The 25,879-nt window shown below is 65.3% G+C and carries 26 protein-coding genes; 9 read left to right on the top strand and 17 right to left on the bottom strand.

Annotated elements, in window-relative coordinates; translation table 11 throughout:
- Positions 1–6 precede the first annotated feature (6 nt).
- Positions 7–1,170: a non-hydrolyzing UDP-N-acetylglucosamine 2-epimerase gene (wecB, locus tag AC3WMR_RS25670; protein WP_492266053.1), complete on the bottom strand. Its 1,164-nt coding sequence runs from the start codon at positions 1,168–1,170 to the stop codon at positions 7–9.
- A 61-nt stretch (positions 1,171–1,231) separates the two neighbouring features.
- Between wecB and AC3WMR_RS25665 the strand changes: the two genes are divergently transcribed.
- Complete coding sequence (locus AC3WMR_RS25665; protein ID WP_492266054.1) at positions 1,232–3,820, top strand: glycosyltransferase; 2,589 nt, start codon at positions 1,232–1,234, stop codon at positions 3,818–3,820.
- Here the strand turns inward: AC3WMR_RS25665 and rfbA are convergent.
- The 5 genes from rfbA to AC3WMR_RS25640 form a co-directional block, all read right to left on the bottom strand.
- Positions 3,814–4,695 carry a glucose-1-phosphate thymidylyltransferase RfbA gene (gene rfbA, locus AC3WMR_RS25660; RefSeq protein WP_492266055.1) on the bottom strand — a complete coding sequence of 294 codons (882 nt, stop codon included), beginning with the start codon at positions 4,693–4,695 and terminating at the stop codon, positions 3,814–3,816. The two genes, AC3WMR_RS25665 and rfbA, sit on opposite strands and share 7 nt — an antisense overlap.
- Complete coding sequence (gene rfbD, locus AC3WMR_RS25655) at positions 4,692–5,588, bottom strand: dTDP-4-dehydrorhamnose reductase (protein ID WP_492266056.1); 897 nt, start codon at positions 5,586–5,588, stop codon at positions 4,692–4,694. Before rfbD ends, rfbA begins: the two co-directional genes overlap by 4 nt.
- An 8-nt stretch (positions 5,589–5,596) precedes the next feature.
- On the bottom strand, positions 5,597–6,520 hold the full coding sequence (locus AC3WMR_RS25650; protein WP_492266057.1) for a glycosyltransferase family 2 protein: 924 nt from the start codon (positions 6,518–6,520) through the stop codon (positions 5,597–5,599).
- A gap of 107 nt (positions 6,521–6,627) precedes the next feature.
- Positions 6,628–7,689: a dTDP-glucose 4,6-dehydratase gene (gene rfbB / locus AC3WMR_RS25645; RefSeq protein WP_492266058.1), complete on the bottom strand. Its 1,062-nt coding sequence runs from the start codon at positions 7,687–7,689 to the stop codon at positions 6,628–6,630.
- Between the two features lie 224 nt (positions 7,690–7,913).
- Entirely contained in the window at positions 7,914–8,471 is a 558-nt protein-coding gene (locus tag AC3WMR_RS25640; RefSeq protein ID WP_492266059.1) for a cob(I)yrinic acid a,c-diamide adenosyltransferase, read from the bottom strand.
- A gap of 210 nt (positions 8,472–8,681) precedes the next feature.
- Here AC3WMR_RS25640 and AC3WMR_RS25635 point away from each other — a divergent pair, with 210 nt between their 5' ends.
- Positions 8,682–8,987: a copper-binding protein gene (locus AC3WMR_RS25635; RefSeq protein ID WP_025136245.1), complete on the top strand. Its 306-nt coding sequence runs from the start codon at positions 8,682–8,684 to the stop codon at positions 8,985–8,987.
- Positions 8,988–9,097: 110 nt separating this feature from the next.
- Here the strand turns inward: AC3WMR_RS25635 and hslU are convergent, their stop codons facing one another.
- The 5 genes from hslU to AC3WMR_RS25610 all read right to left on the bottom strand — a co-directional run bounded on the left by hslU (position 9,098) and on the right by AC3WMR_RS25610 (position 13,669).
- Positions 9,098–10,432, bottom strand: a complete 1,335-nt coding sequence (gene hslU / locus AC3WMR_RS25630; RefSeq protein WP_183005913.1) for an ATP-dependent protease ATPase subunit HslU — start codon at positions 10,430–10,432, stop codon at positions 9,098–9,100.
- Between the two features lie 78 nt (positions 10,433–10,510).
- Complete coding sequence (gene hslV, locus AC3WMR_RS25625) at positions 10,511–11,050, bottom strand: ATP-dependent protease subunit HslV (RefSeq protein ID WP_008160807.1); 540 nt, start codon at positions 11,048–11,050, stop codon at positions 10,511–10,513.
- Between the two features lie 129 nt (positions 11,051–11,179).
- The gene (gene dksA, locus AC3WMR_RS25620) at positions 11,180–11,644 is read right to left on the bottom strand and encodes an RNA polymerase-binding protein DksA (RefSeq protein ID WP_006216410.1); all 465 of its coding nucleotides are present in this window, start codon (positions 11,642–11,644) and stop codon (positions 11,180–11,182) included.
- Between the two features lie 127 nt (positions 11,645–11,771).
- Complete coding sequence (locus tag AC3WMR_RS25615; protein ID WP_492266060.1) at positions 11,772–12,884, bottom strand: CobW family GTP-binding protein; 1,113 nt, start codon at positions 12,882–12,884, stop codon at positions 11,772–11,774.
- A gap of 281 nt (positions 12,885–13,165) precedes the next feature.
- On the bottom strand, positions 13,166–13,669 hold the full coding sequence (locus AC3WMR_RS25610) for a Fur family transcriptional regulator (protein ID WP_006224833.1): 504 nt from the start codon (positions 13,667–13,669) through the stop codon (positions 13,166–13,168).
- 151 nt (positions 13,670–13,820) lie between these two features.
- Between AC3WMR_RS25610 and AC3WMR_RS25605 the strand changes: the two genes are divergently transcribed.
- From AC3WMR_RS25605 to AC3WMR_RS25580, 6 genes are read left to right on the top strand one after another with little or no spacing between them, the layout of a single operon-like run.
- On the top strand, positions 13,821–13,991 hold the full coding sequence (locus AC3WMR_RS25605; protein WP_492266061.1) for a hypothetical protein: 171 nt from the start codon (positions 13,821–13,823) through the stop codon (positions 13,989–13,991).
- Positions 13,988–14,710 carry a metal ABC transporter ATP-binding protein gene (locus AC3WMR_RS25600; RefSeq protein WP_175216990.1) on the top strand — a complete coding sequence of 241 codons (723 nt, stop codon included), beginning with the start codon at positions 13,988–13,990 and terminating at the stop codon, positions 14,708–14,710. Before AC3WMR_RS25605 ends, AC3WMR_RS25600 begins: the two co-directional genes overlap by 4 nt.
- A complete protein-coding gene (locus AC3WMR_RS25595) occupies positions 14,707–15,573 on the top strand; it encodes a metal ABC transporter permease (protein WP_492266062.1) in 867 nt (288 codons plus the stop codon). Before AC3WMR_RS25600 ends, AC3WMR_RS25595 begins: the two co-directional genes overlap by 4 nt.
- 19 nt (positions 15,574–15,592) lie before the next feature.
- On the top strand, positions 15,593–16,585 hold the full coding sequence (locus tag AC3WMR_RS25590; protein ID WP_492266063.1) for a metal ABC transporter substrate-binding protein: 993 nt from the start codon (positions 15,593–15,595) through the stop codon (positions 16,583–16,585).
- Positions 16,546–17,229 (top strand): DUF1007 family protein, encoded by a 684-nt coding sequence (locus AC3WMR_RS25585; RefSeq protein WP_492266064.1) that lies wholly within the window; start codon positions 16,546–16,548, stop codon positions 17,227–17,229. Before AC3WMR_RS25590 ends, AC3WMR_RS25585 begins: the two co-directional genes overlap by 40 nt.
- Positions 17,230–17,282: 53 nt before the next feature.
- The gene (locus tag AC3WMR_RS25580; protein ID WP_492266102.1) at positions 17,283–18,377 is read left to right on the top strand and encodes a nickel/cobalt transporter; all 1,095 of its coding nucleotides are present in this window, start codon (positions 17,283–17,285) and stop codon (positions 18,375–18,377) included.
- Positions 18,378–18,387: 10 nt separating this feature from the next.
- On the opposite strand, the gene xerC is transcribed toward AC3WMR_RS25580, so the two are convergent.
- From xerC to AC3WMR_RS25555, 5 genes are all read right to left on the bottom strand, one after another.
- Positions 18,388–19,365 carry a tyrosine recombinase XerC gene (gene xerC, locus AC3WMR_RS25575; protein ID WP_492266065.1) on the bottom strand — a complete coding sequence of 326 codons (978 nt, stop codon included), beginning with the start codon at positions 19,363–19,365 and terminating at the stop codon, positions 18,388–18,390.
- A gap of 22 nt (positions 19,366–19,387) precedes the next feature.
- Positions 19,388–20,065 (bottom strand): DUF484 family protein, encoded by a 678-nt coding sequence (locus AC3WMR_RS25570; protein ID WP_492266066.1) that lies wholly within the window; start codon positions 20,063–20,065, stop codon positions 19,388–19,390.
- Between the two features lie 3 nt (positions 20,066–20,068).
- The gene (dapF, locus tag AC3WMR_RS25565) at positions 20,069–20,980 is read right to left on the bottom strand and encodes a diaminopimelate epimerase (protein ID WP_492266067.1); all 912 of its coding nucleotides are present in this window, start codon (positions 20,978–20,980) and stop codon (positions 20,069–20,071) included.
- A 99-nt stretch (positions 20,981–21,079) separates the two neighbouring features.
- Positions 21,080–21,970 (bottom strand): lysophospholipid acyltransferase family protein, encoded by an 891-nt coding sequence (locus AC3WMR_RS25560; RefSeq protein WP_175192429.1) that lies wholly within the window; start codon positions 21,968–21,970, stop codon positions 21,080–21,082.
- Positions 21,971–22,021: 51 nt separating this feature from the next.
- Complete coding sequence (locus AC3WMR_RS25555; RefSeq protein ID WP_492266068.1) at positions 22,022–22,888, bottom strand: lysophospholipid acyltransferase family protein; 867 nt, start codon at positions 22,886–22,888, stop codon at positions 22,022–22,024.
- A gap of 277 nt (positions 22,889–23,165) precedes the next feature.
- Between AC3WMR_RS25555 and metK the strand changes: the two genes are divergently transcribed.
- Positions 23,166–24,329 (top strand): methionine adenosyltransferase, encoded by a 1,164-nt coding sequence (metK, locus tag AC3WMR_RS25550; RefSeq protein WP_445657817.1) that lies wholly within the window; start codon positions 23,166–23,168, stop codon positions 24,327–24,329.
- A 75-nt stretch (positions 24,330–24,404) separates the two neighbouring features.
- Here metK and AC3WMR_RS25545 read toward each other — a convergent pair whose 3' ends face one another.
- Positions 24,405–25,832 (bottom strand): amidase, encoded by a 1,428-nt coding sequence (locus AC3WMR_RS25545; RefSeq protein ID WP_492266069.1) that lies wholly within the window; start codon positions 25,830–25,832, stop codon positions 24,405–24,407.
- Between the last annotated feature and the right edge of the window lie 47 nt (positions 25,833–25,879).

Genomic DNA, 25,879 nt, shown 5'->3' with positions numbered 1-25,879 from the left:
CCGTCGTCAGGCGCCCGGGCGAGATTGGCTGAGGTCCCAGTCTGCAATGGCCGACAGGCCTGCGGCGCTCGGGAACAGTGCAGCCTGCGCGCAGGCGACGATGCGGCCGCTTGCCAGGCCATCGCCGTAGGGCGAGTCGCCGCGGCTCATCTGGCTGAAGTAGGCGGGATCACGGAGCAGGCGCGTCGCTTCGCCGACGATGCTTGCGGTGTCGGTGCCGACAACCTTGACGACGCCGGCAGCGACGGCCTCGGGGCGCTCGGTGACCTCGCGCACGACAAGGACAGGTTTGGAAAGCGCCGGCGCTTCTTCCTGCAGGCCGCCGCTGTCAGTGATGACCAGCGTGCAACGCTTGAGCAGCGCAACCATGTCGCGGTAGCCGACGGGCGCAATGAGTTTGACGCGCGGCAGGTCGCCCAGCAGGCCGGTGACGACATCGTTCACGTTGGGATTCGGATGGACGGGGTAGACCAGGGTCAGGTCCGGGAATTCGTCGTGCAGCTGACGCAGGGCAGCGCAAATACGCTTAAGGGGTTCCCCAAAATTTTCGCGGCGGTGTGCGGTGACCAGGACGAGCGGGCCGGTGTCGCCAAACGACGACGGTTCGGTTCGCGCGGCCATGTCCAGCAGTGCGTCGACCACCGTGTTGCCAGTGATCTTCACGGCGGCCGGGTCGATGCCTTCGGCCACCAGGTTGTCTTTGGACAATTGGGTCGGGGCGAAATGCAGCGCAGAAATGCGGCCCGTGACGATACGGTTGAATTCTTCGGGAAACGGCTGATGCAGATTCCCGGTACGCAGGCCGGCTTCGACGTGCCCGAACATGATGCGCCGATAGAAGCAGACCACGGAGGCGACCATGACGGTGGTCGTGTCGCCTTGCGCAAGCACCAGATCCGGCGCGAGCTTCTCCAGGGTTTCGTCCAGCTGGAGGAACAGTCGACCCGTCAATCCGGCCAGGCTCTGGTTGGCTTGCATGATGTCCAGGTCCAGGTCGACCTGGACGCCGAAGTCGCTCAGCGTCTGCATCAGGATCTGGCGATGTTGGCCCGTGGACAGCACGATGGTCTCAGCCCAGTCGCAGCGCTGGAATGCCAGAATGACCGGCGCCATCTTGATCGCTTCGGGGCGCGTGCCGACGATGCAGACGACCTTTTTCTTCATGTTCATGCTGGGTACTCTTGACTGTGTGTGCTAAGACCGCCGCAGGCTTGGCCGTGGCCATCCCCTGGTGAGCTTCATTGCCCGGGGCTCGAAGAAAATTCTGGCCATTGCGCCAGGCGCGCGGCTGGCGATTCCGAACCCGCAATGTTACCATCCCGCGATCTATATCCGCATTTTTATTCAAAGTTTGCGGCTCCATCAGGCCTCTCGCCTTTTTTGTTTTTTTGGAAGCGCAGGATCGACGTCGAACTTTCGCGAAAAGTGGTACGTATTCGAGCGCTATAACTGCGCGGATAAAAAATTGTCAATTCCCAATAATGAAACTCGCGGCACGGCTGACGGCTCGTCAGGTGGTATGACGGGAGTGAAGCCGTCATCGGTCCTTTATCAGGCGGCGATTGACAATCTACCCCGTTGGTTTATTCAAAAAGTTCGGGAAGATGGGGCTTCGTCGTGCGACTGGTTTTGTTCCGAGGGGGATGGAACGGATTTGTTGGCGCAGCGCTTGAAAATCAAGGTAACCGGCCTGGATGAGTCGGCCGAGTCAATTGATCACGCTCAACGAAAATATTCACAGCCGCAGTTCCTGCGGGTTGAAGATCTGCGTCTTGGTGCGAGCGATCGGATCGACAAATATGGAATATGTTTTGTCATCAACAAGCTTGAGCATTTTGCCAACCCTGTCGATGTCCTGACCCGTATCGCCGGCAGGGCGGGCAATTATCTGGTGGTGCAGGTGCCGTATCGGGAATATCAACGCCCGGCCGTGCATGCAGCAACTTTTGATCAGGGGAACATACCGGTTTCCATCGCAGGCCGATTTACGCTCATTTATTCGCGTGCGATGGCCGTCGATGTCCGAGACGGCGGGGGTGAGCATATCTTGCTCATTTATGCGTCCGAGCAGGAGATCGGCAGTTTGGGTTTGTCGCTGGTCGACCTGGAAATCGGTCGGGAATCGCTGCGGCCGGCCGTGCGCCTGCAGCGCCTGCGTGACGAACTCAAGACGGCGAATCAGCTGTTTCTTGATCGCACGGGCTCGCTGGAGCAACGGCTTGGCGCCAGCGAAGGCGCGTTGCGCGAACGCGAGGCCTTGATTGCCGCGATGCATCGAAGCACCTCGTGGCGCCTGACTTCTCCAGTGCGCGGCCTGGGGCAGGCGGCAAGGACAGGCAAGCACAAGGTCAAGGCAATGGCACGGGCAGCATACCGCCGCGCGCCGATGCCGAAGGCCTGGAAGCAAGCTTTGAAGCGCGCGCTTGTGGGGGGCGAGGCAGCAACGCCGGCCGGCACCGCATCGGCCGCGCCGCAGAACATGCCTGAGGTGGTGCCGCACTTTGTGCCGCCCTTGCGGGGCGCCAAGGACCGTGCGGACGTCTTCATCTGGGGCGGCGCCGACTGGCCTTGCCTGGCGGTCCGCGCGCAACAGATTGCCCGCGGCTTGGCAGAGTTGGGTCATCGGACCTACTTTTTCTCCAGCCGATTCATCGAGGACGACCGGCCCGGTTTTCAACTGGAGGCGGTTTCGCCGGATGGCCTGTTGAATGTGGTCCATCTGCACGTGGCGAACCCGCAGTCGATTCACGATCCGTCGATTGACGCCGCAATGATGGGGCGCCTGAAAACCAGTCTGGCTATGTTTGTGGACGAGTCGGCCCCGACTTCCATCATTTCATTGTTGCAACACCCGTTTTGGCTGGCTTGCGCGGATCAGGTGCCCAACCGACGTTTGGCGTATGACACGATGGTCGACCCCGGGGATCTCAGCCTGGCCGGGCTTGAAGGTGACCCGGGCCTGATTCTGTCTGCCGACGATGGCCAGCTGGATGCGCAGGACCGGGCGCGCGCCATTGTCCAACAGCTGGACCAGGATGTGCCGCCACTGGTCAGCGTGGTGCTGGTCACCTACAACAAGTTGGAGCTGACTCACGCGTGTTTGCACAGCCTGGAAAAGAATACGCACTACAAGAACGTTGAAATCATCGTCGTCGACAATGATTCGCGCGATGCCACGCCCGAGTACCTGAAGGAATGGGCGCGTCGCGGTGAGAACCGTCGGATCATCCTGAATGCGGACAACCGGGGATTCGCCGCAGGCAACAATCAAGGGCTGAGGATCGCACGAGGGGAATACCTGGTGCTGCTGAACAACGACACCTACGTGACCTCGGGCTGGCTGGGGTCCCTGGTCCGCCACTTGCAGCGCAATGCGAGCATGGGCATCGTCGGTCCCGTCACCAACAACATTGGAAACGAGTCGCGGATCGATATTTCGTACGGTTCGATGGACGAGATGGAGACTGCGGCGCGGCGCTATACCGCCAGCCACATGGGCGAAACGATAACGCTATATACGGCCGCTTTCTTCTGCGTGGCTTTTACGCGGGAAATCTACGAAAAGGTCGGCGAGCTCGACGAAGCCTTCGGTATCGGCATGTTCGAGGACGACGACTATTGCCGCCGCGTACAGCAATTGGGCTACACCGTGGCATGCGCGGAAGACGTGTTCATCCACCATCACCATTCCGCATCCTTCAATTTGATGGGCGTGGAACGACGGATGAAGCTATTCAACGAAAACCGCGCGCTGTACGAAAGCAAGTGGGGACCCTGGGTGCCCCACACGTATCGCCAGGGTGTTGGGCCCGTTCAATAAACCTTTTCGACCAGCAGGCGCTGCAGGTATTTGCCGTAGCCGTTCTTGGCCAAGGGCGCCGCCAAGGCTTCCAATTGCTCGGGGGTGATCCACTTGTTGCGGAACGCGAGCTCTTCGGGGCAGGCGACCTTCAACCCCTGGCGGTTTTCCAGGGTCGAGATGAACTGGCTGGCTTCGAGCAGGGATTCGTGCGTGCCGGTGTCAAGCCAGGCATAGCCACGGCCCATGATTTCCACGCCGAGTTTGCCCTGGTCGAGATAGACGCGGTTCAAGTCGGTGATTTCGAGTTCGCCACGAGCCGAAGGCTTGATCTGCTTGGCGATTTCAATCACGTCCTTGTCGTAGAAATACAGGCCGGTGACCGCGTAATTGGATTTCGGCTTGGCCGGCTTTTCTTCAAGCGAAAGGACGGTGCCGTTTTCGTCGAATTCCGCCACGCCATACCGCTCGGGGTCGTGTACGTGGTAGGCGAATACGCTGGCCCCGTCGGTGCGGGCATGGGCGTTGGCCAGAAGCTGGTGGAAGTCGTGGCCGTAGAAAATGTTGTCGCCCAGCACGAGCGCCGACAGGTCGTTACCGAGGAATTTTTCACCGATCAGGAAGGCCTGGGCCAGGCCATCAGGTGAAGGCTGGACGGCATATTGCAGGTTCAAACCCCATTGCGAACCATCGCCGAGCAGTTGCTGGAAACGGGGCGTATCTTGCGGGGTCGAGATGACCAGGATGTCCCGGATCCCGGAAAGCATCAGCGTGCTCAGCGGGTAGTAGATCATCGGCTTATCGAAAACCGGCAGCAATTGCTTGCTGATCGCGAGGGTGGCGGGATGCAACCGGGTGCCGGAGCCGCCAGCCAGAATAATACCTTTGCGCTTCATGCGGAGAGTTCCAAAGACGAGAGTTGATCCACCGTGCGGTCGACGTGGACCGTCCAATGAGGTAACTGCAGTTTCAGCGGAGTTGTGAGGGCGGCGGTGTTCAGCCTGGAGTTCTTTGGCCGAACCGCCGGGACCGGATATTCTTCGGTCGCAATGGGTTTGATGTTGCCCGCGCCGGTCTTCAGCGTTACTCCATTGCGGCGCGCACGCTCGACCACGTGCGAGGCCAATCCATGCCAGGTGGTCTGTCCCGAGGCCGTCAGATGGTAGATGCCGCTAGCCAGATTGCCCTGCAACCATCCGGCGATAGCCAACGCCGTGACGTCTGCAATGAGTTCGGCGGAAGTGGGGGCGCCATGCTGATCGGCAACGATGCTCAGGGCGTCCCGTTCCTTGGCAAGGCGCAGGATCGTCTTGATGAAATTGCCGCCATGCGTCGAGAACACCCAGCTGGTGCGCAGTATCAGCGCGTTGCAGCCGCTTTCCTGGATGGCCGATTCGCCCGCCAGTTTGGTGGCGCCGTACACGCTTTGGGGGTTGGTCTGGTCATCGACGTCGTAAGGGGTTGCCTTGGTGCCGTCGAATACGTAGTCGGTGGAGTAGTGCACCAGACGCGCACGCTTGTCCTGCGCATAGCGGGCAAGCAGCGCAACGGCCTCGGCGTTGATCCTGCGCGCCGCGTCTTGATGGGTTTCGGCCTTGTCCACCGCGGTGTAGGCCGCGGCATTGACGATGAGGTCGGGCGTCTGGGCATCGAGTAAACGGCCGAGTGCGTCCAGGTCTTCAAGGTCGGCATCCTGGCGGCCGAAGGCATGCACTTCACCAAGTGCAAGCAAGGTTCGCTGCAATTCGTGGCCGACCTGGCCATTTTTGCCTAGGAGCAGGATTTTCATGGCTACCTTCAAATTCGGTTGGAGATTGCGGCGGCCAGCAGCCCCAGATTGCCCAAGGTTGTCTGGCGATAGATGCCGGAACACTTGATGCCGATGACCCGCGGCAGAAGGCTGCGTTGTCGGGCACTGACAAAGCGGTCGTAGATGCGGCGATTGGCGGGAGTCAGCTTGGGCAGCAGGGGGGCCAACGCAACGACGTGCTGGTCGGTCCACGCCTTGAGGTGCCCACGGAACAGCATTCGAATCCGTTGCAGGCGCGCCGCCAGGCCGGCATTGGCCCCGATCAGGTTTGCGCCATGCTGACGATACCGCAGCGAGGGCTGACTGTCATAGTGCACGCGGCCGCCACAGGCGCTGACCACGATATAGACCCACCAGTCATGCGCAATGACGTTCAGGTCGGCACCCGCTTCCAGAAGCAGGGCACGCGCCGCATTGTTGATGACCATCGTATTGCCGCCCGCCACATTCTGCACGAGGGCATTGGCAAAACCTGGTGGCCGCCGGAACAGCGGAGAGTAACCCAGCGTGTGACCGGCTTCGTCGATGAGTTCGGTGCGCGTGCAATACAGCGCCGGGATGTCTTGGGGTATCTGGCGCAACCAGTCGACGGCGCGCTGCAGCTTGTCGGCGTGCCAGATATCGTCCTGGTCAGACATCGCGTAGTAGTCGGCGTTCAGGTCCGGGCTGCAGAGCAAGGACATGAAGTTCGCGACGAAGCCTTTTCGCGGACCTGAGCGGATCGTCAGTTGACCAGGCGCCCAGCGGCGTTGATAGCTTTCCAGCATCTGGGTCGTGCTGTCGACGGAGCCGTCATCTGACGCCCAGACTTCCCAGTGGGTATACGTCTGCGCGGCGAATGAGTCCAATTGCTCTGCCAGGTATGTTTCACCCTGGTACGTGCAAAGGAGGATTGCGATCCGCTGATTCACCGGGTCACCCGTTTGGCTAGTTGTTGGCCTGTTGGCAATGCGAGGCCCGGATGCTTCACGGCGAACGGCACATCAGGTGTCGTTCGCCATGCCGGGCTGATCGCATGTCAGGCGGCGTATTGGGTATGGATCCACTCGCGATAGGCGCCGCTGGTGATGTTGGCCACCCACTGCGGGTTGGCCAGATACCAGGCTACGGTCTTGCGAATGCCGGTTTCGAATGTTTCCGCGGGCTTCCAGCCGAGTTCGCGCTCGAGACGCGTGGCGTCAATGGCATAGCGCCTGTCGTGGCCCGGGCGGTCTTTGACGAACGTGATCTGGGTGGCATAGGACTGGCCGTCGGCACGCGGGCTCAGTTCGTCGAGCAGTGCGCAGAGCGTGTGGACGACTTCCAGGTTGGCTTTTTCATTCCAGCCCCCGACGTTATAGGTCTCGCCCAGTTTGCCGGCTTCGAGGACTCGGCGGATCGCGCTGCAATGATCCTGGACGTAGAGCCAGTCGCGAATCTGCTGGCCATCACCATAGATGGGCAATGGCTTTCCTGCCAAGGCATTGTGAATGACCAGGGGAATCAGCTTCTCGGGGAAGTGATAGGGGCCGTAATTGTTCGAGCAGTTGGTCGTCAGGACCGGCAGGCCATAGGTGTGGTGATAGGCCCGTACCAGGTGGTCGCTCGCGGCCTTGCTGGCCGAGTACGGGCTGTTGGGCTCGTAGCGATTCGTTTCCGTGAAGGCAGGGTCTGTCTTGCTCAGGGAGCCATAGACTTCGTCGGTCGACACGTGCAGGAAGCGAAAGGCCGCACGCTCGGCATCCGGCAGCGCCGACCAGTAGGCACGCACGCTTTCGAGCAGATGGAACGTGCCGACGATGTTCGTCTGGATAAATTCGCCGGGACCATGGATGGACCGATCCACATGGGATTCGGCGGCGAAGTTGAGTACCGCACGCGGCTTGTGCTCGGCCAGCAATTGGGTGACGAGATCGGCATCGCCGATATCGCCGTGGACCAAGCGATGGCGCGCGTCATCTTTCAACGAGGAAAGATTGTCGGGGTTGCCGGCGTAGGTCAACTTGTCCAGCGTGATGACCGGCTCATCGCTTTGGGCGAGCCAGTCGAGCACGAAATTCGAACCGATAAAGCCGGCGCCACCGGTGACAATGATACTCATTATAGTTTGGCTCTCGAGCGAAAAGCGCGGCCTGAATCACCGCTCAATAACCCTCCATTATGCCGTAAAGCGCCTGCTGAAACCTTACTGAAATCTAACGAGTGCCAACAAAACATCCCGTTTCAGTGGAATAACAACTCTTTTTTGGCACCGAAATGTCCCTGTATTTCAACGAATTACGGGGACGGCGAGCGGGGCGTGGCATACGGTGAATATATCGGCGGCTAGTCCTGGCGCGAGTGGCGGCTGTGCCACTGCACATCGCCAACACCTAGATGCTGATTCAGATAGCGCGCGACGATGAACAGCAAGTCGGCAAGGCGATTCAGATATTGGCGCACAGGGGGATTGACGGGGTCCATGTGCGCCAGGGCGACAACCGCGCGCTCGGCGCGCCGGCAAATCGCGCGAGCCATGTGCGCGTGCGCGGCAGGGGCGGAACCACCGGGCAATACGAATTCCCGCAGAGGGGCCAAGGCCGAGTTGTAGTGCGCCAGCCTGGCGTCCAGGTGGGCGACCTGTCCGTCATCGAGGGCCGTATGGCCCGGGATGCAGAGCTCTGCACCCATGTCGAACAGATCATGTTGCACCGTCAGCAGATCCTTCGAGACCTCGGGAGGCAGCGTGTGCGTGAGTACAACGCCGATGGCGCTGTTCAATTCATCCACATCGCCAAGCGCGGCAATGCGTGGTGCATCCTTGGAAACGCGGCTGCCATCTCCAAGACCCGTGGTGCCGTCGTCGCCGGTACGGGTAGCAATGACTGATAAGCGGTTGGCCATGGGAACGTCCTGAAGTCGGTGACGAGTCGTGTGGAGAATGCGTCGGCTGGTAAGCACACGGCGTGCGTAAGCGCACGATCGCAATCTATCGTCAGAATTGTTGCGCAATTCGGATGGAACTGTTGCGTCGGGGCGGTATCCTAGCACTATGCACGTGGCGAGGTACGGTCGATCCGGTCCCGGAATCTCGCTGTAATCGGAGGATAAAGCATGGCTTTCAACCGTAAATACGCAATGCCCATGGCCGTCGCCACCGCGATGGCCGTCGTGTCGCTGGCCACGCCGCTGGCGTTCGCCCAGCAGGCCGACGCCAGTGGCGAGGTGCGGCGCGTGGACCCGGCTGCGGGCAAGGTCACCATCAAGCACGACGCCATCAAGGCGCTGGACCTGCCGGCAATGACACTGGTGTACGACGCTGATCCCGCGCTGCTGGCCAAGATCAAGGCGGGCGACAAGGTGCGCTTCACGGCCGAACGCAAGGACGGCAAGTACGTGGTGACCGCTATCACCAACTAAGTGGCGCTGTGCAGCCGTTGGGCCGCATACGCCTGCACCGTTTCAACAATAGGGAAAGGCCCGCCGCAATCGCTTGCGGCGGGCCTTTTTGTTGGCGACCGTGGCAGTGCTTACAGCACGTAGCGGGCCAGATCCTGGCTGCTGGCGGCTTCGGCCAGTTGCGCATTGACGTAGGCGGCGTCGATCTTGACCGTCTTGTCGCTGCTGGAGGTGGCGTCGAACGACAGTTCGTCGAGCAGCTTTTCCATCACCGTGTACAGGCGGCGGGCGCCGATGTTCTCGGTGGTTTCGTTGACGTCGTATGCCAGCTCGGCCAGGCGGCGCACGCCTTCGTCGGTGAATTCCAGCTGCACGTCTTCGGTGGCCATCAGCGCCGTGTACTGCTTGGTCAACGAGGCATCGGTGTCGGACAGGATGCGCACGAAGTCTTCGGCGGTCAGGGATTCGAGCTCGACGCGGATCGGGAAACGGCCCTGCAGTTCAGGGATCAGGTCCGACGGACGGGCCAGGTGGAAGGCGCCCGACGCGATGAACAGGATGTGGTCGGTGCGGACCATGCCGTAGCGCGTGTTGACAGTGGTGCCTTCGACCAGCGGCAGCAGGTCGCGCTGCACGCCCTGGCGCGAGACGTCGGCGCCGCCGCTTTCCTGGCGGGCCGCGATCTTGTCGATTTCGTCCAGGAAGACGATGCCGTTCTGCTCGACGTTGTTGATGGCGGCGGTGCGCAGGTCTTCTTCGTTGACGCGCTTGGCGGCTTCTTCGTCGACGATGAGCTTGAAGGCTTCGCGCACCTTCATTTTCTTGGACTTCTTCTTGTCGCGGGCCATGCCAGCGAACATGCCGCGCAGCTGCTCGGCCATTTCTTCCATGCCGGGGGGCGTCATGACGTCCATCTGCGGCGCGGCTTGGGCGACTTCGATCTCGATTTCGAGGTCGTCGATCTTGCCCTCGCGCAGGCGCTTGCGGAAAGTCTGGCGGGCGCTGTTGTCTTCGCCGCGTTCGGGTTCGCCGGAGGCGCCGCGCGGGGGCGGAACCAGGGCGTCGAGGATGCGGTCTTCGGCGGCGTCTTCAGCCTGGGTGCGCACGCGGCGCATTTCCAGTTCGCGCGTCTGCTTGATCGAGTATTCGGTCAGGTCGCGGATGATGGTGTCGACGTCGCGGCCGACGTAGCCCACTTCGGTGAACTTGGTGGCTTCGATCTTGATGAACGGCGCGTTGGCCAGCTTGGCCAGGCGGCGGGCGATCTCGGTCTTGCCCACGCCGGTGGGGCCGATCATGAGGATGTTCTTGGGGTGGATTTCGTGGCGCAGGGGCTCGGCGACCTGCTGGCGGCGCCAGCGGTTGCGCAGGGCCACCGCCACGGCGCGCTTGGCGCGATTCTGGCCGACGATGTATTTGTCGAGTTCGGAGACGATCTCTCCGGGCGTCATGTTGGATGCGGACATGAGGGCGAATCCTTGGAAAGCGAGGGCTGGCTGGGGGACGCGCGCCGCGGCGCAGGAAGCTGCGCCGCGCGGCGGGCGTCAGTCGCCCAGCGTTTCGATGACGTGGTTCTGGTTGGTGTAGATGCAGAGGTCGCCAGCGATCTCGAGAGACTGTTTGACGATGGTCTCGGGCGGCAGTTCCGTGTTGCGCAGCAGGGCCAGCGCGGCCGACTGGGCGTAGGCGCCGCCGGAGCCGATGGCGGCCAGGCCGTGTTCGGGTTCGAGGACGTCGCCGTTTCCGGTGAGCACCAGCGTGTGTTCGGCGTCGGCCACGATCAGCATGGCTTCGAGTCGGCGCAGGACGCGGTCGGTACGCCAGTCGCGGGTGAGTTCGACCGCGGCGCGCATCAGGTTGCCCTGGTGTTTTTCGAGCTTGGCCTCGAAGCGTTCCTGCAGCGTGAACGCATCGGCGGTGGCGCCGGCGAAACCGGCCAGAATCTTGTCGTGGTACAGGCGGCGGATCTTGCGCGCCGTGCCTTTGATGACGATGTTGCCCAGGGTGACCTGGCCATCGCCGCCCAGTGCGACGCGGTTGCCGCGACGCACGCACACGATGGTGGTGGCGTGAAATTGTTCCATGCGTTCCTTCCGTTGAAACGACTAGCTGGGGGCGATCCAAGGGAAATCAAGGCTTTCCGGGGCGCCAATAAAAAAGGCCATGCTGGGGGCAGCATAGCCTTTCAGGGTGAAGCCGGAAAACGGGACGGATCAGTCGCCGTATAGCTTCTGGCGCATTTCGCGGCGCTCTTGAGCTTCGAGCGACAGCGTGGCAGTGGGGCGGGCCAACAGGCGCGGAACGCCGATGGGTTCGCCCGTTTCTTCACACCAGCCGTATTCGCCGCTGTCGATGCGGGCGATGGACTGTTGCACCTTTTTCAGCAGCTTGCGTTCGCGGTCGCGCGTACGCAGCTCAAGGGCGTGTTCTTCCTCGATGGTGGCGCGGTCGGCGGGATCGGGCACGAACTGCGTTTCGCGCAGGTGCTCGGTGGTTTCGCCGGCGTTGGCCAGGATGTCCTGTTCGAGTTGTTTGAGCCGTTCCTTGAAGAATGCCAGCTGGCGTTCGTTCATATAGTCGGACTCGGGCATGGCCAGCAATTCCTTCTCGCTGGGCAGATCAATCGCCGTATCGCTCGTCGACTTGCTTGATTTTTTGGTTGCTGCCTTGGTAGCCATGAAAACACTCCACTATGAATCGATCCTGGCGCGGGCGGTTCTTCCCGGTCCGTGTGCTTGCTGCCTACGCTATCCGTACCTCACAGTACTGCCTTCGTCGCATCGAGTCACGTATCCAAAAAGGGGATCACCCCGCCAGGCACTGCTCCAAGCCCCGGGTGAAAATCTCCTGGGGCAGCTTGCGTCCGATGAAGACCATCTTGGTGGACGGTTTTTCGGCCGCGGTCCACGGTTTGCCGGGTTCGGCGCCCATCATCATGTGCACACCCTGGAACAACATGCGGCGGTTGATGCCCTTCATGTACAGGATGCCCTTGTAGCGCAGCAGGTCGGGACCATAGACCTGCACCACACCGCCCAGGAATTCCTCAAGGCGCGCGGGATCGAACGGCTTGTTGGAACGGAACACGAACGCGCCGATTTCGTCGTCGTGCTTGTGGTGGTGGTGATGATGCGCGTGATTGCAATGCGCCCCGCAGTCGCCTTCGTGATCATGGTCGTGGCCGTGATCGTGCCCATGGTCGTGCCCGTGGGCATGGCTGTGGGCGGCGTCGGGGTGCTCATCGGCCAGGAATTCCGGGTCGATGTCGAGAATGGAGTTCAGGTTGAAGCCGCTGATGTCGATGATGGACTTCAGGTCGGCGTCGCCGAAGTTGACCGCGGTGATGGGCGCGCGCGGGTTCATGTGCACCAGGCGGTTGCGCAGCGCTTCGTAGTCGACTTCGTTGACCAGGTCTTTCTTGGAAATCAGGATGCGGTCCGCGAAGCCCACTTGCTTCTGGGCTTCGGGCTGCTCGTCCAGCGTGACCATGCCGTGCTTGGCGTCGACCACCGTGACCACCGCGTCCAGGCGGTAGTACTCGGCGATGTCGTCGTCCATGAAGAACGTCTGGCACACGGGGCCGGGGTTGGCCATGCCGGTGGTTTCCAGGATGACGCGTTCGAAATTCAGGGTGCCGGCTTCGCGCTTGGCGCGCAGCTCGGACAGGGTGCGCATCAGGTCGCCGCGCACCGTGCAGCAGACGCAGCCGTTGGACAGTTCGATGATTTCTTCATCGCTGTCTTGCACCAGCAGGTCGTTGTCGATGCTTTCCGGTCCGAACTCGTTTTCGATGACCGCAACGCGGCGGCCGTGGAACTCGGTCAGGATACGTTTGAGCAGGGTGGTCTTGCCCGCACCGAGAAAGCCGGTGAGGATGGTGACGGGAACCATTTTGTCCAAACTGCGCGGGGTGTTCATGGCGAAGCTGCTTGCGTGAAGTAAGGCGGCGAAGAGTCGCTGCCACAGGCTGCGAGGGCCGCCTGGAGCGGCCGGACGCAGGATTACAGCACAGTCGGGGGCAGGGGGCAAACCCCGGGCCAACCCGGGGGCCGTAGCCGCCCAGTTCGCGGCTGTACGCCGTCAAGTATCGGGCGATATCCCTATTTTGGGGCAAATTTCGGGATTTCAAGGTCCGGATCCGGCGGCCGGCCGGGGCCGAGGGGTACGCGCCTGCCGCGGGGCAGGCGCGTCACGGCGCCTCAGTGGTGATGGTGGTGGTGGCCGGCGTCGGCGGGCTGCTTCTGCTGGCACTGGGGGCACAGCGCCCGGATCTCGGTTTCGTGGGTAGCCAGGGCGTAGCCGGTCTGGGCCACGCGTTCGGCCAGTTGGCGGCTCATGGCGGGGTCGGAGACTTCGGCCACCGCGCCGCAGCCGGTACAGACCACCAGCAGGTCATGCGGTGCGCCGCCGGCATCGTGGCAGGCGCTCCAGGCGTTGACGGCGTCCAGCCGGTGGATCAGGCCTTCGTCCATCAGGAAGTCCAGGGCGCGGTACACCGTGGGGGGCGCCGCGCCGGGATGGACTTCGCGCATGGCGTCCAGCAGTTCGTAGGCCTTGAGGCTGCGGCCGTGGCGCAGCAGCAGTTCCAGGACCTTGCGGCGGATGGGGGTCAAGCGGCGGCCGCGTTGTTCGCACAACGTCTCGGCGACGCTGAGCTGGGCGCCTACGGTGTCGCTGCGGGGGGAACGGGGCGGAGCGGGCATGGCGGGCTTCATCTGAATTAGGGACGCGCGCGACGCGCGCGAGATGCCAGGAAGGTAGCAGAAAACACTCTGATGCGGGCGAAAGGCGCCCTTTCAAGCCTTGTTAGTTATGATATAACATAATAAATCTGTTTCGTAGCCTGTCGTTTCCATGTCTCACTTTTCGCTCTTGCCCCCGCGGCCCGGCGCCGCGCCAGGGCCGGGCTCCTCCCACCGTTCCAGCTTCCTGGCCTCTGCCTGGCGTCGCATGGCCTATGCGCTGGCCGCGGCCGCCGCGCTGTGGGCGCTGACCGGCTGGGCCATGGACTGGTGGCCCCGATGAATGCGGCACCGGTCGCCATCGAGCTGCGGGACGCTTCCTTCGGCTGGCACGGGCATGCGGCGTTGCGCGGCGTGTCGGGCCGCTTCGAGCCGGGCGCGATGACTGCCGTGGTGGGGCCGAACGGGGCCGGCAAGTCGACGCTGATCAAAGGCATCATGGGGGTGCTGCGGCCGTTGTCGGGCAGCGTCACCGTGGGCGGGGCCGGTCGGTCGGAACTGGCCTGGCTGCCCCAGGCCGCCGAACTGGACCGTTCGTTTCCGGTGTCGGTGCTGGATCTGGTGGCGATGGGTGCATGGCGCCGGGTTGGCGCCTGGCGGCGCTACGGGGCCGAGGAAATCGACCGCTGCCTGCACGCACTGGAGACCGTAGGCCTGGCCGGCATGGCCGGACGCGGGGTGGACACGCTGTCGGGCGGACAGATGCAGCGCACGCTGTTCGCGCGGATGCTGGTGCAGGATGCGCCGGTGCTGCTGCTGGACGAGCCCTTCGCGGCCGTGGACAGCCATACCGCCGATGACCTGATGGCGCTGCTCTGCGGCCTGCATGGCCAGGGGCGCACCGTCATCACCGTGCTGCATGACCTGGACATGGTGCGCGGTCATTTTCCGCAATGCCTGCTGTTGTCCGGTTCGGTGGTGGCCTGGGGTGATACCGAATCAGCCCTGTGCGACGAGAACCTGAAGACGGCGCGCCAATGGCACGCGGGAGCGTTCGCATGAGCGCGCTGCAATGGGTCGTGTCGCCTTTCCTTGACTACGGTTTCATGCGCCGCGCACTGGCCGGCGCCTGCGCCTTGTCATTGGGTGCGGCGCCGCTGGGGGTGTTCCTGGTCTTGCGCCGCATGAGCCTGATGGGCGACGCGATGTCGCACGCCATCTTGCCGGGCGTGGCGGCGGGCTTCCTGCTGTCCGGCCTGTCGCTGGGCGCGATGATGTTGGGCGGCGTCGCGACCGGCCTGGCCGTGGCCTTGCTGGCCGGACTGGTGGCGCGGCTGACGCCGCTGCGCGAAGACGCCAGCTTCGCCGCTTTCTATTTGATCTCGCTGGGCCTGGGGGTGCTGCTGGTGTCGCTGCGCGGCTCCAACATGGATCTGCTGCACGTGCTGTTCGGCACGGTGCTGGGTCTGGATGACGCGGCGCTGCTGCTGGTGACGGCCACGGCCAGCGTCACGCTGGTGGTTCTGGCGGCGCTGTACCGGATGCTGGTGGCCGAATGCCTGGATCCGGGCTTCCTGCGTGCCAGCGGCGGACGCGGCGGCTGGGTGCACATGGGCTTCCTGGTGCTGGTGGTGGTGAACCTGGTGGCGGGCTTCCAGGTGCTGGGCACCTTGATGGTGGTCGGCATCATGATGCTGCCGGCCGCTGCGGCCCGCTTCTGGCTGCGCTCGGCGGCCGGCCAGATTCCCATGGCCGCCGGCATCGGCGTGGCCGCATCGGTGGCCGGCCTGTTGGTCTCGTATCACTTCAATGTGCCGGCCTCGCCCGCCATCATCCTGGCGGCCGGCGTCTGCTACCTGTTTTCCATCGTTTGCGGCCCGCAGGGCGGGCTGCTGCGGGCGCCGCGCAGACCGCGCAGGGCCTGATCCTTCAAGGAGATTCGCTATGACTTCCCTATCGCTGGCGCTGTCGCGCCGCCGTGCCTTGCTGGCTGCCGCCGGCTTGTGGCTGTCCGCGACCTTCGGCATGGCGCATGCCGCCCAGCCGTTGCAGGCCGTGGCCAGCTTTTCCATCCTGGGCGACATCGTGCGCGAAGTCGGCGGCGATGACGTGCAACTCACGACCCTGGTGGGACCGGACGGCGACGCCCATGAATACGAGCCCACCCCCGCGGACGCCAAGAAGCTGGCCGCCGCCAAAGTGCTGTTCGTGAACGGGCTGGACTTCGAGGCCTGGTTGCCCAGGTTGGTCAAGGCATCCGGTTTCTCGGGCCAGACGGTGGTGGCGTCCAAGGGCGTTGCCGCGCGCAAGTTCGCCGGCCACGGCCACGATCACGACGACAAGGACCACGATCATGACCACGCGCCCGCCCACGCCCATGGCGAAGCGGACCACGGCCACAGTCATGGCGACAACGACCCGCACGCCTGGCAGAACCTGGCCAACGGCGCGATCTACGCGCGCAACGTCGCCGACGGCCTGGCCGCCGCGGACCCGGCTCATGCCGACGCCTACCGCAAGCGCGCCGACGCCTACATCGCCCGCATCCAGGCCGCCGACGCGTCGGTGCGCAAGACCTTCGCGGCGATTCCCGCGGAACGCCGCAAGGTGGTGACCTCGCACGATGCGTTCGGCTATTTTGGTGATGCCTACGGGGTGCAGTTCATTTCGGCGGTGGGCGTGTCCACCGCCGCCGAGCCGGCGGCGGGCGACGTGGCGCGCATCATCGAACAGGTCAAGCGCGAGAAGGTGCCGGCGGTGTTCGTCGAGAACATCACCAGTCCGCGCCTGGTGCAGCAAATCGCACGCGAAACCGGCGCCAAGGTGGGTGGTACGCTTTATTCCGATGCGCTGTCCAAGCCTGGACAACCCGGCGCCACCTACCTGGAAATGTTTGAATGGAACGTACGTCAGCTCGCCGCGGCCTTGCAGCCCTGATCGCCGTGACGGGCGCGCTGGCGGCCAGCGCCGCCAGTGCGCACCCGCACATGTGGATCGACGCCCGCGCGGTGGTCGACCTGGACGAGCAGCACCGGATCACCGCCGTGCGGCAGGTCTGGCTGTTCGACGAGATGTTCGGCGCCTACGCCACGCAAGGCCTCAAGAAGGGCAAGGGTGGCACGCTTGCCGACGACACCTTGAAGGGCATGGCGCAAGACTGGATGAAGGCGCTGGGCGAGCCGGTCTCGCACTATTTCACGCGGGTCACGGTGGCGGGCAAGACCATGGCGTTTGCCGCGCCGCGAGACGCCCGCGTGACGTGGAACCCCAAGACGGGCCGTTTGGCGCTGGCGTTCACGTTGCCGTTGGCCGAACCCGCCGCGCTGGATGCTGCGGGCGCCCAGGTGGACATCTACGACCCCACCTATTTCGTGGCCTACGCCTTTGATGAAAAGGGCGCTGTCACGCTGGGTGGTCCCGGCGCGGCAGCCTGCAAGCCGGCCTACCGCAAGCCGAAGGAACTGGATTGGAACACCATGCAGCAGCTGGCCGCGATCCCGGCCGATCCGGACGCGTTGCCGGAAGAGCTTTTCGCCATCACCAAGGGGCTGACGCACCGCATCGAGGTGCAATGCGCCTGACGGCGTGCCGTCCGGCTGCAGCCGCCTTCGCGTGGTTGCTGGCGCTGGCCGCCATGGCCTGGACGGGGATGGCGGACGCGCAAGGCGCGCATCCGTTCGGCGTGCCGGAAAGCGGCGCAGGGTTGGGCGGACCGGGTTGGCTGGCGATTTTTTTCGGCCAGGTGTCGGTATGGCAAAGCCATTTCTATCGCCAGCTGACGGCGGCGGTGCGGGCCTGGCAGGCCGACGGCGGCGCGGCCTGGATGCTGATCGGCCTGTCGTTCGCCTACGGCGTGTTTCACGCGCTGGGACCGGGGCACGGCAAGGCCGTCATCTCTTCTTATGTGCTGGCCAACCGGCAGACCGCGCGTAACGGCGCCTTGCTGGCGCTGGCGTCGTCGTTGGTGCAGGCGTTGGTGGCGATTGCGATGGTGGCGGTGTTGGCGCTGGTGTTCAACGCCACGGCAGCGACCATGAATCAGGCGACCCGCTGGCTGGAGCTGGCGTCGTACGCGTTGGTGACGCTGTTGGGCGCTTGGCTGGTGTGGGTCAAGGCGCTGCGGCCATTGCTGCGCCGGCGGCCTGCTGCGGCGCAGCCGACCCACCGTGGCGTTGATGGGCCAAGGCCGTCTGCGGTAGCCGGGACGGGCCAAGCCTTGAAGGGGGCTGCGGCGTTGCGGGCCATCTCGGTGCAGGCGGCGCCTGTGCGGCAAGGCCCTGCCGCAGCCGCGTTGCCGAGCGCGTTGCACGACGCCGCGCACGACCATGCCCATCATCATCACGACGATTGCGGTTGCGGCCACGCCCATGTCCCGCCGCCGGAGCAGGTGGCCGGGCCGCTGAATTGGCGTCGCGCCTGGTCGGCGATCCTGGCGGTGGGGTTGCGGCCGTGCAGCGGCGCGTTGATCGTGCTGGTGTTTGCGTTGTCGCAGGGATTTTTCCTGGCGGGCGTGGCGTCGGCGTTGGCGATGGGGCTGGGTACGGGCCTGACGGTCGCGGCGCTGGCTTGCCTGGCGGTGGCTGCGGGCGGTGCGGCGACGGCCCTGGGCGGCAGGCTGTCCAGCGTGGGCGCGGCGCGGCTACGCTATGGCGTAGAGGCCTTGGCCGCACTGGCCGTCTTGGCGTTGGGTGTGCTGCTTTTGGGCGGGATGCTGGCCGGCGGCGGCTGAACGGCCAGCGTCAGGATTTGCGGCCGGCGCGCGGATGCGCCTGGTCGTAGGCGCGGGCCAGGTGCTGGAAGTCGAGCCGGGTGTAGATCTGGGTGGTGGAAATGTTGGCGTGGCCCAGCATTTCCTGCACGGCGCGCAGGTCCTGGGCCGACTGCAGCACGTGGCTGGCGAAGCTGTGGCGCAGCACGTGCGGATGCACATGGGTGGGCAGGCCGGCGGCTTGGGCGATCTGCGCCAGTTGCAGCTGCACCACGCGCGGCGAGATGCGTCGTCCGCGCGCGCCCAGGAACAGCGCAGCCGCATCTTCGGGTTGCGCGGCGGGCGGGGCCAACTGGGGGCGGACTTCGATCCAGCGGCGCAATGCGGCCAGGGCCGCCTGGCCTATCGGCGCCGAACGGCGCTTGCCGCCTTTGCCCAGCACGATGACTTCGGCATCGTCCAGGTTGAGCCAGCCGCGCGATTCATAGTGGGCCGTGCGTTCGTAGCGCAGGTCCAGCCCCACCAGTTCAGACAGGCGCAGCCCGCTGGAATACAGCAATTCGAACATAGCCTGGTCGCGCAAGGCGGCCGGCTCGGTGGCGACCTGCGCCTGTGGGCGATCGAGCAGCGCTTGGGTCTGCTCGACAGACAGGGCCTTGGGCAGGCCGCGCGGCGCCTTGGGGGCGCGTACGCCGGCGACGGGATTGCCGGCCAGGCCGACGACCGGCGCCCACCACTGATAGAAGCCACGCCATGCCGCCAACGTGCGCGCCAGGCTGCGCGGGCCGCGGCCCTGCGCGTGCAGCCGCGCCACGAACTGGCGGATATGACCGTTGCCCAGGGTGTCCAGCGGCAGCTTGGCGCGTTCGGCCAGGTCGCGCAGGAAATGCAGTTCGCGCCGGTAGCCTGCGAGCGTGTGCGGGGAATAGCGGCGGTTGGCTTCCAGATGGCGCAGCCAGGCGGCCATCGGGTCGGGCAGGGGGGCGTCCGGTGCTTGCGGTGCCTGCATGGGAGCCCCCGCCGTCATGGGGTCAGGCCTTGGGGGCGGCCGGGTTCAGCCGGTGCAGCGCGGCCGAGGCCAGTTGGCCGATGGATTCGAGGAACGCGGTGCCCATGTCGGGCGTGAAGCGTTCGGCGTCGTCCGAGCCCAGCACCAGAAGGCCGACGCTGGCGCCGTCGGCTTCCAGGCGCAGCGGCACCAGTGCCAGGGACTTGGGCTTGGCGTTGAGCCAGCCGGCGGCTTCGAAGGCGGTGTCGGTGCCGCAATAGGGCGTTTTCAGGCTGTCGGCGAACGTGCGCACGTCTTGCGTGACGGGTTCGCCGTAGCCGGTTTCGGGCAGCTCGGGCAGGTTCCACAGGCGCAGCGCGACATGGTTGATGTCGAACTGCTCGGCCAGGCCCAGAGCGATTTCGCCGGGCACGAGCTGAGGATCGTTTTCCGACAGCAGGCGGCAGCACCATTTAGCGACATGGCCGCCGATGGTTTCATTGGCGGTGGCATTGCGCACCAGTTCATTCAGGCGCCATTCGAGTTCGCGGTTGCGTTCGCGCAGCGTGAGGATCTGGCGTTCGCCCAGCGAGATGGCGCGCGAACCATGCGGATGCGGCACTTGCAGGGTCGCGAAGACGTCGGCGTGCTGGTCGAAGAAGCCGGGGTGTTCCTGCAGGAAGGTGGCGATGTCCTGGGCGGTGAAAGCAGTATCGGTCATGGGTTATCGGTTCAGCGCCATGGAGAAGACGAGCTTGTCGATGTCGACCTGCCCCGTGAAGACGGATTCGGCCGGGCCGGTCATGCGCAACTGGCCGTCCGTCCAGGCGATGGTCAGCACGCCGCCGCGCGTTTGCACGCGCACGGGGGAGTCGAGCAGGCCGCGGCGGATGCCGGCCGCGACGGCGGCGCAGGCGCCGGTGCCGCAGGCCAGGGTTTCGCCGGCGCCGCGTTCGTGCACGCGCAGCCGGATGTTGTGGCGATCGACGATCTGCATGAAGCCGGCGTTGACCCGGCGCGCAAAGCGCGGGTGGGTCTCGACCAGGGGGCCGACGATGGCGACGGGGGCGGTGTCGACGTTGTCGACCACCTGCACCGCGTGCGGATTGGAAATGGCCACGGCGGACAGGCTGACGCTGCGCGGCAGGCCCGCGGGCGTGTCCAGCGGCAATTCCCAGAGGGTGTCCTGGCCTTCGGCACGCGAGGCCAGGCCGGTGGTATCAAAAGGCAGGTCGGCCGGATCGAAGCGGGTGCTGCCCATGTCGACAGTGACCTGTTCGTCGTCGCCTTCGTCCAGGACCAGGATACCGGTGGCGATCTCGGCGCGCAGCGGGTTGCGATCGGACAGGCCTTGTTCGTGCACGAAGCGCACGAAGCAGCGCGCGCCATTGCCGCAGTGTTCGACTTCGCTGCCGTCGGAATTGAAGATGCGGTAGCGGAAATCGGCGTCGGGTCGGGTGGCGCGTTCGACCAGCAGGATCTGGTCGGCGCCGATGCCGAAGTGCCGGTCGCCCAGCGCGCGGGCGCGTTCGGGCGTCATGTCGATGACTTGGCGAACGCCGTCGAGCACGACGAAGTCGTTGCCCGCGCCATGCATTTTGGTGAAGTTCCAGTTCATGAGGGGATTATCGCCCATTCTGGCGCGGGAAACCGCCAGCGCCGTGGCGTCGGCGGGCAATGTTGCGTGCAGGCGGCCTGGCGGCTTGCGGCGTTCCGCCGCGGGGTCGCCCGCCGACTAGTAGATCTTGGCTTCGCCGGGTGGCCGGGTCTTGAAGCGGCGGTGGACCCAGTAGTACTGGCTGGGGCAGCGGCGCACCCAGGCCTCGAGTTCGCGGTTCAGGCGGGCGGTGGCTTCCTCGAGCGAGTCCTCACCCGGGAAGTTTTCCAGCGGGGGCAGGACTTCGGCGTGGTAACGCCCGGTTTCGGGATTCCAGAAATCCAGGATGGGCAGCACGGCGGCGTCCCATTTCTTGGCCAGTTGAGCGGTGGCCAGCAAGGTGGCGGCTTGCACGCCGAAGAACGGCGCGAACACGGCGCCCTGGCGGCCGAAGTCCATGTCGGGCAGGTAGTACACCGGGCGCGGGGCGCGCAGGTGGCGGATCAGCTCGCGCACGCCGTCCTTGCGGCTGACCAGGAAGACCTCGTTGAAGCGGGCCCGGCCGGCAGCCACGACCGCATCGATGTGCGGGTCGCTTTGCGGGGTGTACATGGTGGCCGCGCTGGGCACTTCCATGGTGAGCCGGGTGGCGGCGGCATCCAGGCCGATGAAGTGCGGCGCCAGCAGGATGACGCTGCGGCCCTGGGCGGTGAGTTCGTTGATGCGCTCGGCGCCGCTCTGCGTGACCATGTCCTTGATGGCCTCGGGCGTGCCGTACCAGAGCACGCCGCGGTCGACGATGGATTGCGCCAGGGCGCGGAAATGTTCGCGTACCCAGCGTTCGCGGACGGCCTCGGGCTGGTCGGGAAAGCACAGTTCGAGGTTGCGGCGCACGATGCGGGTGCGCGATTTGGCCAGGCGCATGGCCAGCCAGCCGAGCGTGGCGCCGATGCGTTGCCGCGTGGCGGGCCGCATGCGGCCAAACCATTTCAGCAGGGAAACCAGCGTGCGCGTTTTTGATTCGTTCATGGGCAAATTAGGGGCATAAGACCAGGGCGGAGCAGGGGCGCGGACCGGGCGTCAGCCGGGTTCGGCCGCAGCGCCGTCGGCGGGCGCGGGCGGTGCGCCGCGCGGGGTCTTATAGCGGTTGTAGCTCCAGAGGTATTGTCGCGGGCAGCGGCGGATCAGCGTTTCCATGGCGGCGTTCAGCAGCGCGGCCTGGGCCTGCGGGTCGGCGGGCAGGGGTTCCGGCACACGGACGTAATGGATGCGCCAGCCGCGGCCGCCGGGCAGGCGTTCGCCGGCGGTCAGGATGATCGGCACGCCGGTCTGGCCGGCCAGCTTGCCCGGCAGGGTCATCGTGTAGGCCATGCGTCCGAAGAACGGGGCCCAGACGCCGTCGCCGACGCCGGGGGCCTGGTCGGGCAGCATGCCGACCGATTCGCCGCGGCGCAGGGCGCGCACGAATTCGCGCACGCCTTGCAGGGTGGCCGGTACGGCATTGACCGCCGAGCCATTGCGCGCGGTTTCCAGCAGCGGCGCAAGGATGTCCTTGCGCGGCGGGCGGAACATCACGGTCATGGGCATCTGGCGGGCCAGGTAGCGGGCGGTGATCTCGAAGCAGCCCAGGTGCGGGGTCAGGAACAGGATGCCGCGGTTTTCGGCGCGGGCGGCGTCCACCACGGCGTTGTCGTCCGACACCACCTGGGCCAGGCTTTGCTCATTGCGGAACCACACCCGGGGCATTTCGAGGATCATGGCGCCGGCTTCGCCCGCCGCCTGGCGGGCAAATGCCGCGCCGGGGTAGCCGGCCTGCGCAGCATTGGCCTGCAGGCGGCGCCGGTACTTGCCCGGGAACGCATAGGCCACGCGGCCGAGCAGGCGCCCCAGCGCGTGCGCGACGGGCAGGGGCAGGGAAGCAAACAGGCGAAACAGGGCTAGCAGCATGCGGCAAATGGCTGAGATCGGGCATGGTGATGCCGGTGCTCGGGAGAAAGACCCCAACGGTGGCACAAGCATAAGTACGGCATTTTCGCTTAAAATCGGCTGGTCGCCGAGTTAACCGACAACTTGCGGGGCGACGGTAGGGGGATAGCGCGTTGCGCGTCTCATGCCAAATCCGCTAAAGCGTCGCGCCCAGATCAGCGTATTTCAATGCCGTCCGGGGTGCTACGCGCCTCGTGAACCTATGTTCCGGCCCTGCCGGACACCCAAGGACGCATCTGTGGCCAATAACGACTTTCTCTTCACTTCCGAATCCGTTTCCGAAGGGCACCCCGACAAGGTAGCCGACCAGATTTCCGACGCGATTCTGGACGCCATCTTCACGCAGGACCCCAACGCCCGCGTTGCCGCCGAAACCCTGTGCAACACGGGTCTGGTCGTGCTGGCCGGTGAAATCACCACCACCGCCAACGTCGACTACATCCAGGTCGCGCGCGACACGATCCGCCGCATCGGCTACGACAACACCGAATACGGCATCGACTACAAGGGTTGCGCGGTGCTGGTCGCCTACGACAAGCAGTCGCCGGACATCGCCCAGGGCGTGGACCGCAGCTCGGAAGACTACCTGAACCAGGGCGCGGGCGACCAAGGCCTGATGTTCGGCTATGCCTGCGACGAAACCCCCGACCTGATGCCGGCTCCGATTTGGTACGCGCACCGCCTGGTGCAGCGCCAGAGCGAACTGCGCAAGGACGGCCGCCTGCCGTGGCTGCGCCCGGATGCCAAGTCGCAAGTGACCTTCCGCTACATCGACGGCCGCCCGGCTGAAGTCGACACCGTGGTGCTGTCGACCCAGCACGCGCCCGACGTCACGCAGGAAACCATCCGCGAAGCCGTCATCGAAGACATCATCAAGCCCAGCTTCCCCGAAGGCCTGATCACGCCCCAGACCAAGTTCCTGGTCAACCCGACCGGCCGCTTCGTCATCGGCGGCCCGCAAGGCGATTGCGGCCTGACCGGCCGCAAGATCATCGTCGACACCTACGGCGGCGCATGCCCGCACGGCGGCGGCGCGTTCTCGGGCAAGGATCCGTCCAAGGTCGACCGCTCGGCCGCCTACGCCGCCCGCTATGTGGCCAAGAACATCGTGGCCGCCGGCCTGGCGCGCCAGTGCCAGGTGCAGGTCAGCTACGCCATCGGCGTGGCCGAGCCCATCAACATCACCGTCTACACCGAAGGCACCGGCGTCATTCCCGACGACCAGATCGCCAAGCTGGTGCGCGAGCACTTCGACCTGCGTCCGAAGGGCATCGTGAACATGCTCGACCTGCTGCGCCCGATCTACACCAAGACCGCCGCCTATGGCCACTTTGGCCGTTCCGAGCCGGAATTCTCGTGGGAAGCCACGGACAAGGTCCAGGAACTGAAGAAGGCGCTGTAAGCCGCCCGCTTCCAGCAAAAACGCCCCTGCATGAGTTGTGCAGGGGCGTTTTTCTTTTTTGGACGGCAGTTGAGGCTACAGCCCCCACGCTGAGAGGTCGGGGGGGCGGGGCACGGGCGCCAGCACCCGTTCGATCGCCTCGGCGCAGTCCAGCATGGCCGCATCGCTGCCCGCGGGGGCCAGCAACTGCACGGCCAGCGGCATGCCGTCGGCGTCGAAGCCGGCCGGCAGGGCGATGGCCGCGGCGCCCAGGAAGTTGGCGGGGCGCAACAGTTTGCCCAGGCCCGTGTGGCGCACGTCGGCCGCATCCAGCGGTTGCGCGGCCTGATCGCAGGCGGGCATCAGCAGGGCGTCCAGCCCCTGCATGGCAGTGGCGAACGCGGCCATGTCGGCCTGGCGGCGTTGCAGGGCCGCTTCGTAGTCGGCCTGGGTGATGCGGCCACCGGCGGCGATGCGGGCGCGCACCACGTCCCACAGGGGCTGGGCGGGGTCTTCGGCCAGCGCACCGTAGTAGCGATAGGCCTCGTAGGCGAGCACCAGCGAGTTGTCGTCCGCCATGCGGGCAAACGACAGTGCGGCGGGCGGATGCCAGGCTTCGGGCGTGCAGCCGGCTTGGTCCAGGCGCTCCTGGGCCTCGTGCCAGATGCGCAGGCCCTCGTCGGTCAGCGGGGCCGGCCAGGCTTGCGGGGCCAATACCGCTACCGACGCACGCCGACGCGCGGCGGGGCGGCGCAGGGCCGTGATGCAGTCGGGCGGTAGCGCAAGCGTCACGGCATCATCGATGTCCGGGCCGGCCAGCAACTGCGTCATCAGGCGTGCGTCCGCCACGCTGCGGGCGATGGGGCCCAGCACATCCAGGGTGTCGGACAACGGCAGACAGCCGGCGCGGCTGATGACGCCCGAAGACGGCTTGTAGCCGACCACGCCATTGAGCGCCGCGGGGGCGCGCACCGAACCGCCCGTGTCGCCGCCCAGCGCCAACGGCGCCAGGCCGGCGCCCACGGCCACGCCGGCGCCGCTGGATGAACCGCCCGGTGCGCGCGCTTCGCGGGCGTCCCAGGGGTTGCGGGCGGTGCCTTGCGTGGGGTTCTGGCCGGACAGGCCGAACGCGAATTCGGTCATGCGGGTCTTGCCCAGGATGGGCATGCCCTGCGCGGCCAGCCCGTGGGCGGCGGCGGATGTCTCGTCGCTGACCACGCCCCGGCGGGTCTGTGACCCCCCGCTGATCGTGGTGCCGGCCCACTGCACGCTGTCTTTCACCGCCACCGGCACGCCGTGCAGGGGGCCCATCGAGATGCCCGCGGCTTGCAGGCGATCGGCGGCGTCGGCCTGGGCCAGCGCGCGTTCGGCGGTGACTTCGCTGTAGGCGGCGAGTTGCGGCGCGCGTTCGATGCGGTCCAGGAAGTGGGTGGTGACCTGCCGCGACGTCAGTTCGCCATCGCGGATGGCACGGGCGAGTTCGCGGGCTTCTCGGAAATGCAGGGCGGTGTCTTGGTCTGGCATGGCTCTCACGGAAATGAAAAAGCCTTCCGGCCCGTCGGGGCCGGAAA

Source organism: Achromobacter sp. FW305-C-28 (assembly GCF_058783235.1).
This window is presented reverse-complemented; position numbering and strand designations above follow the sequence as displayed.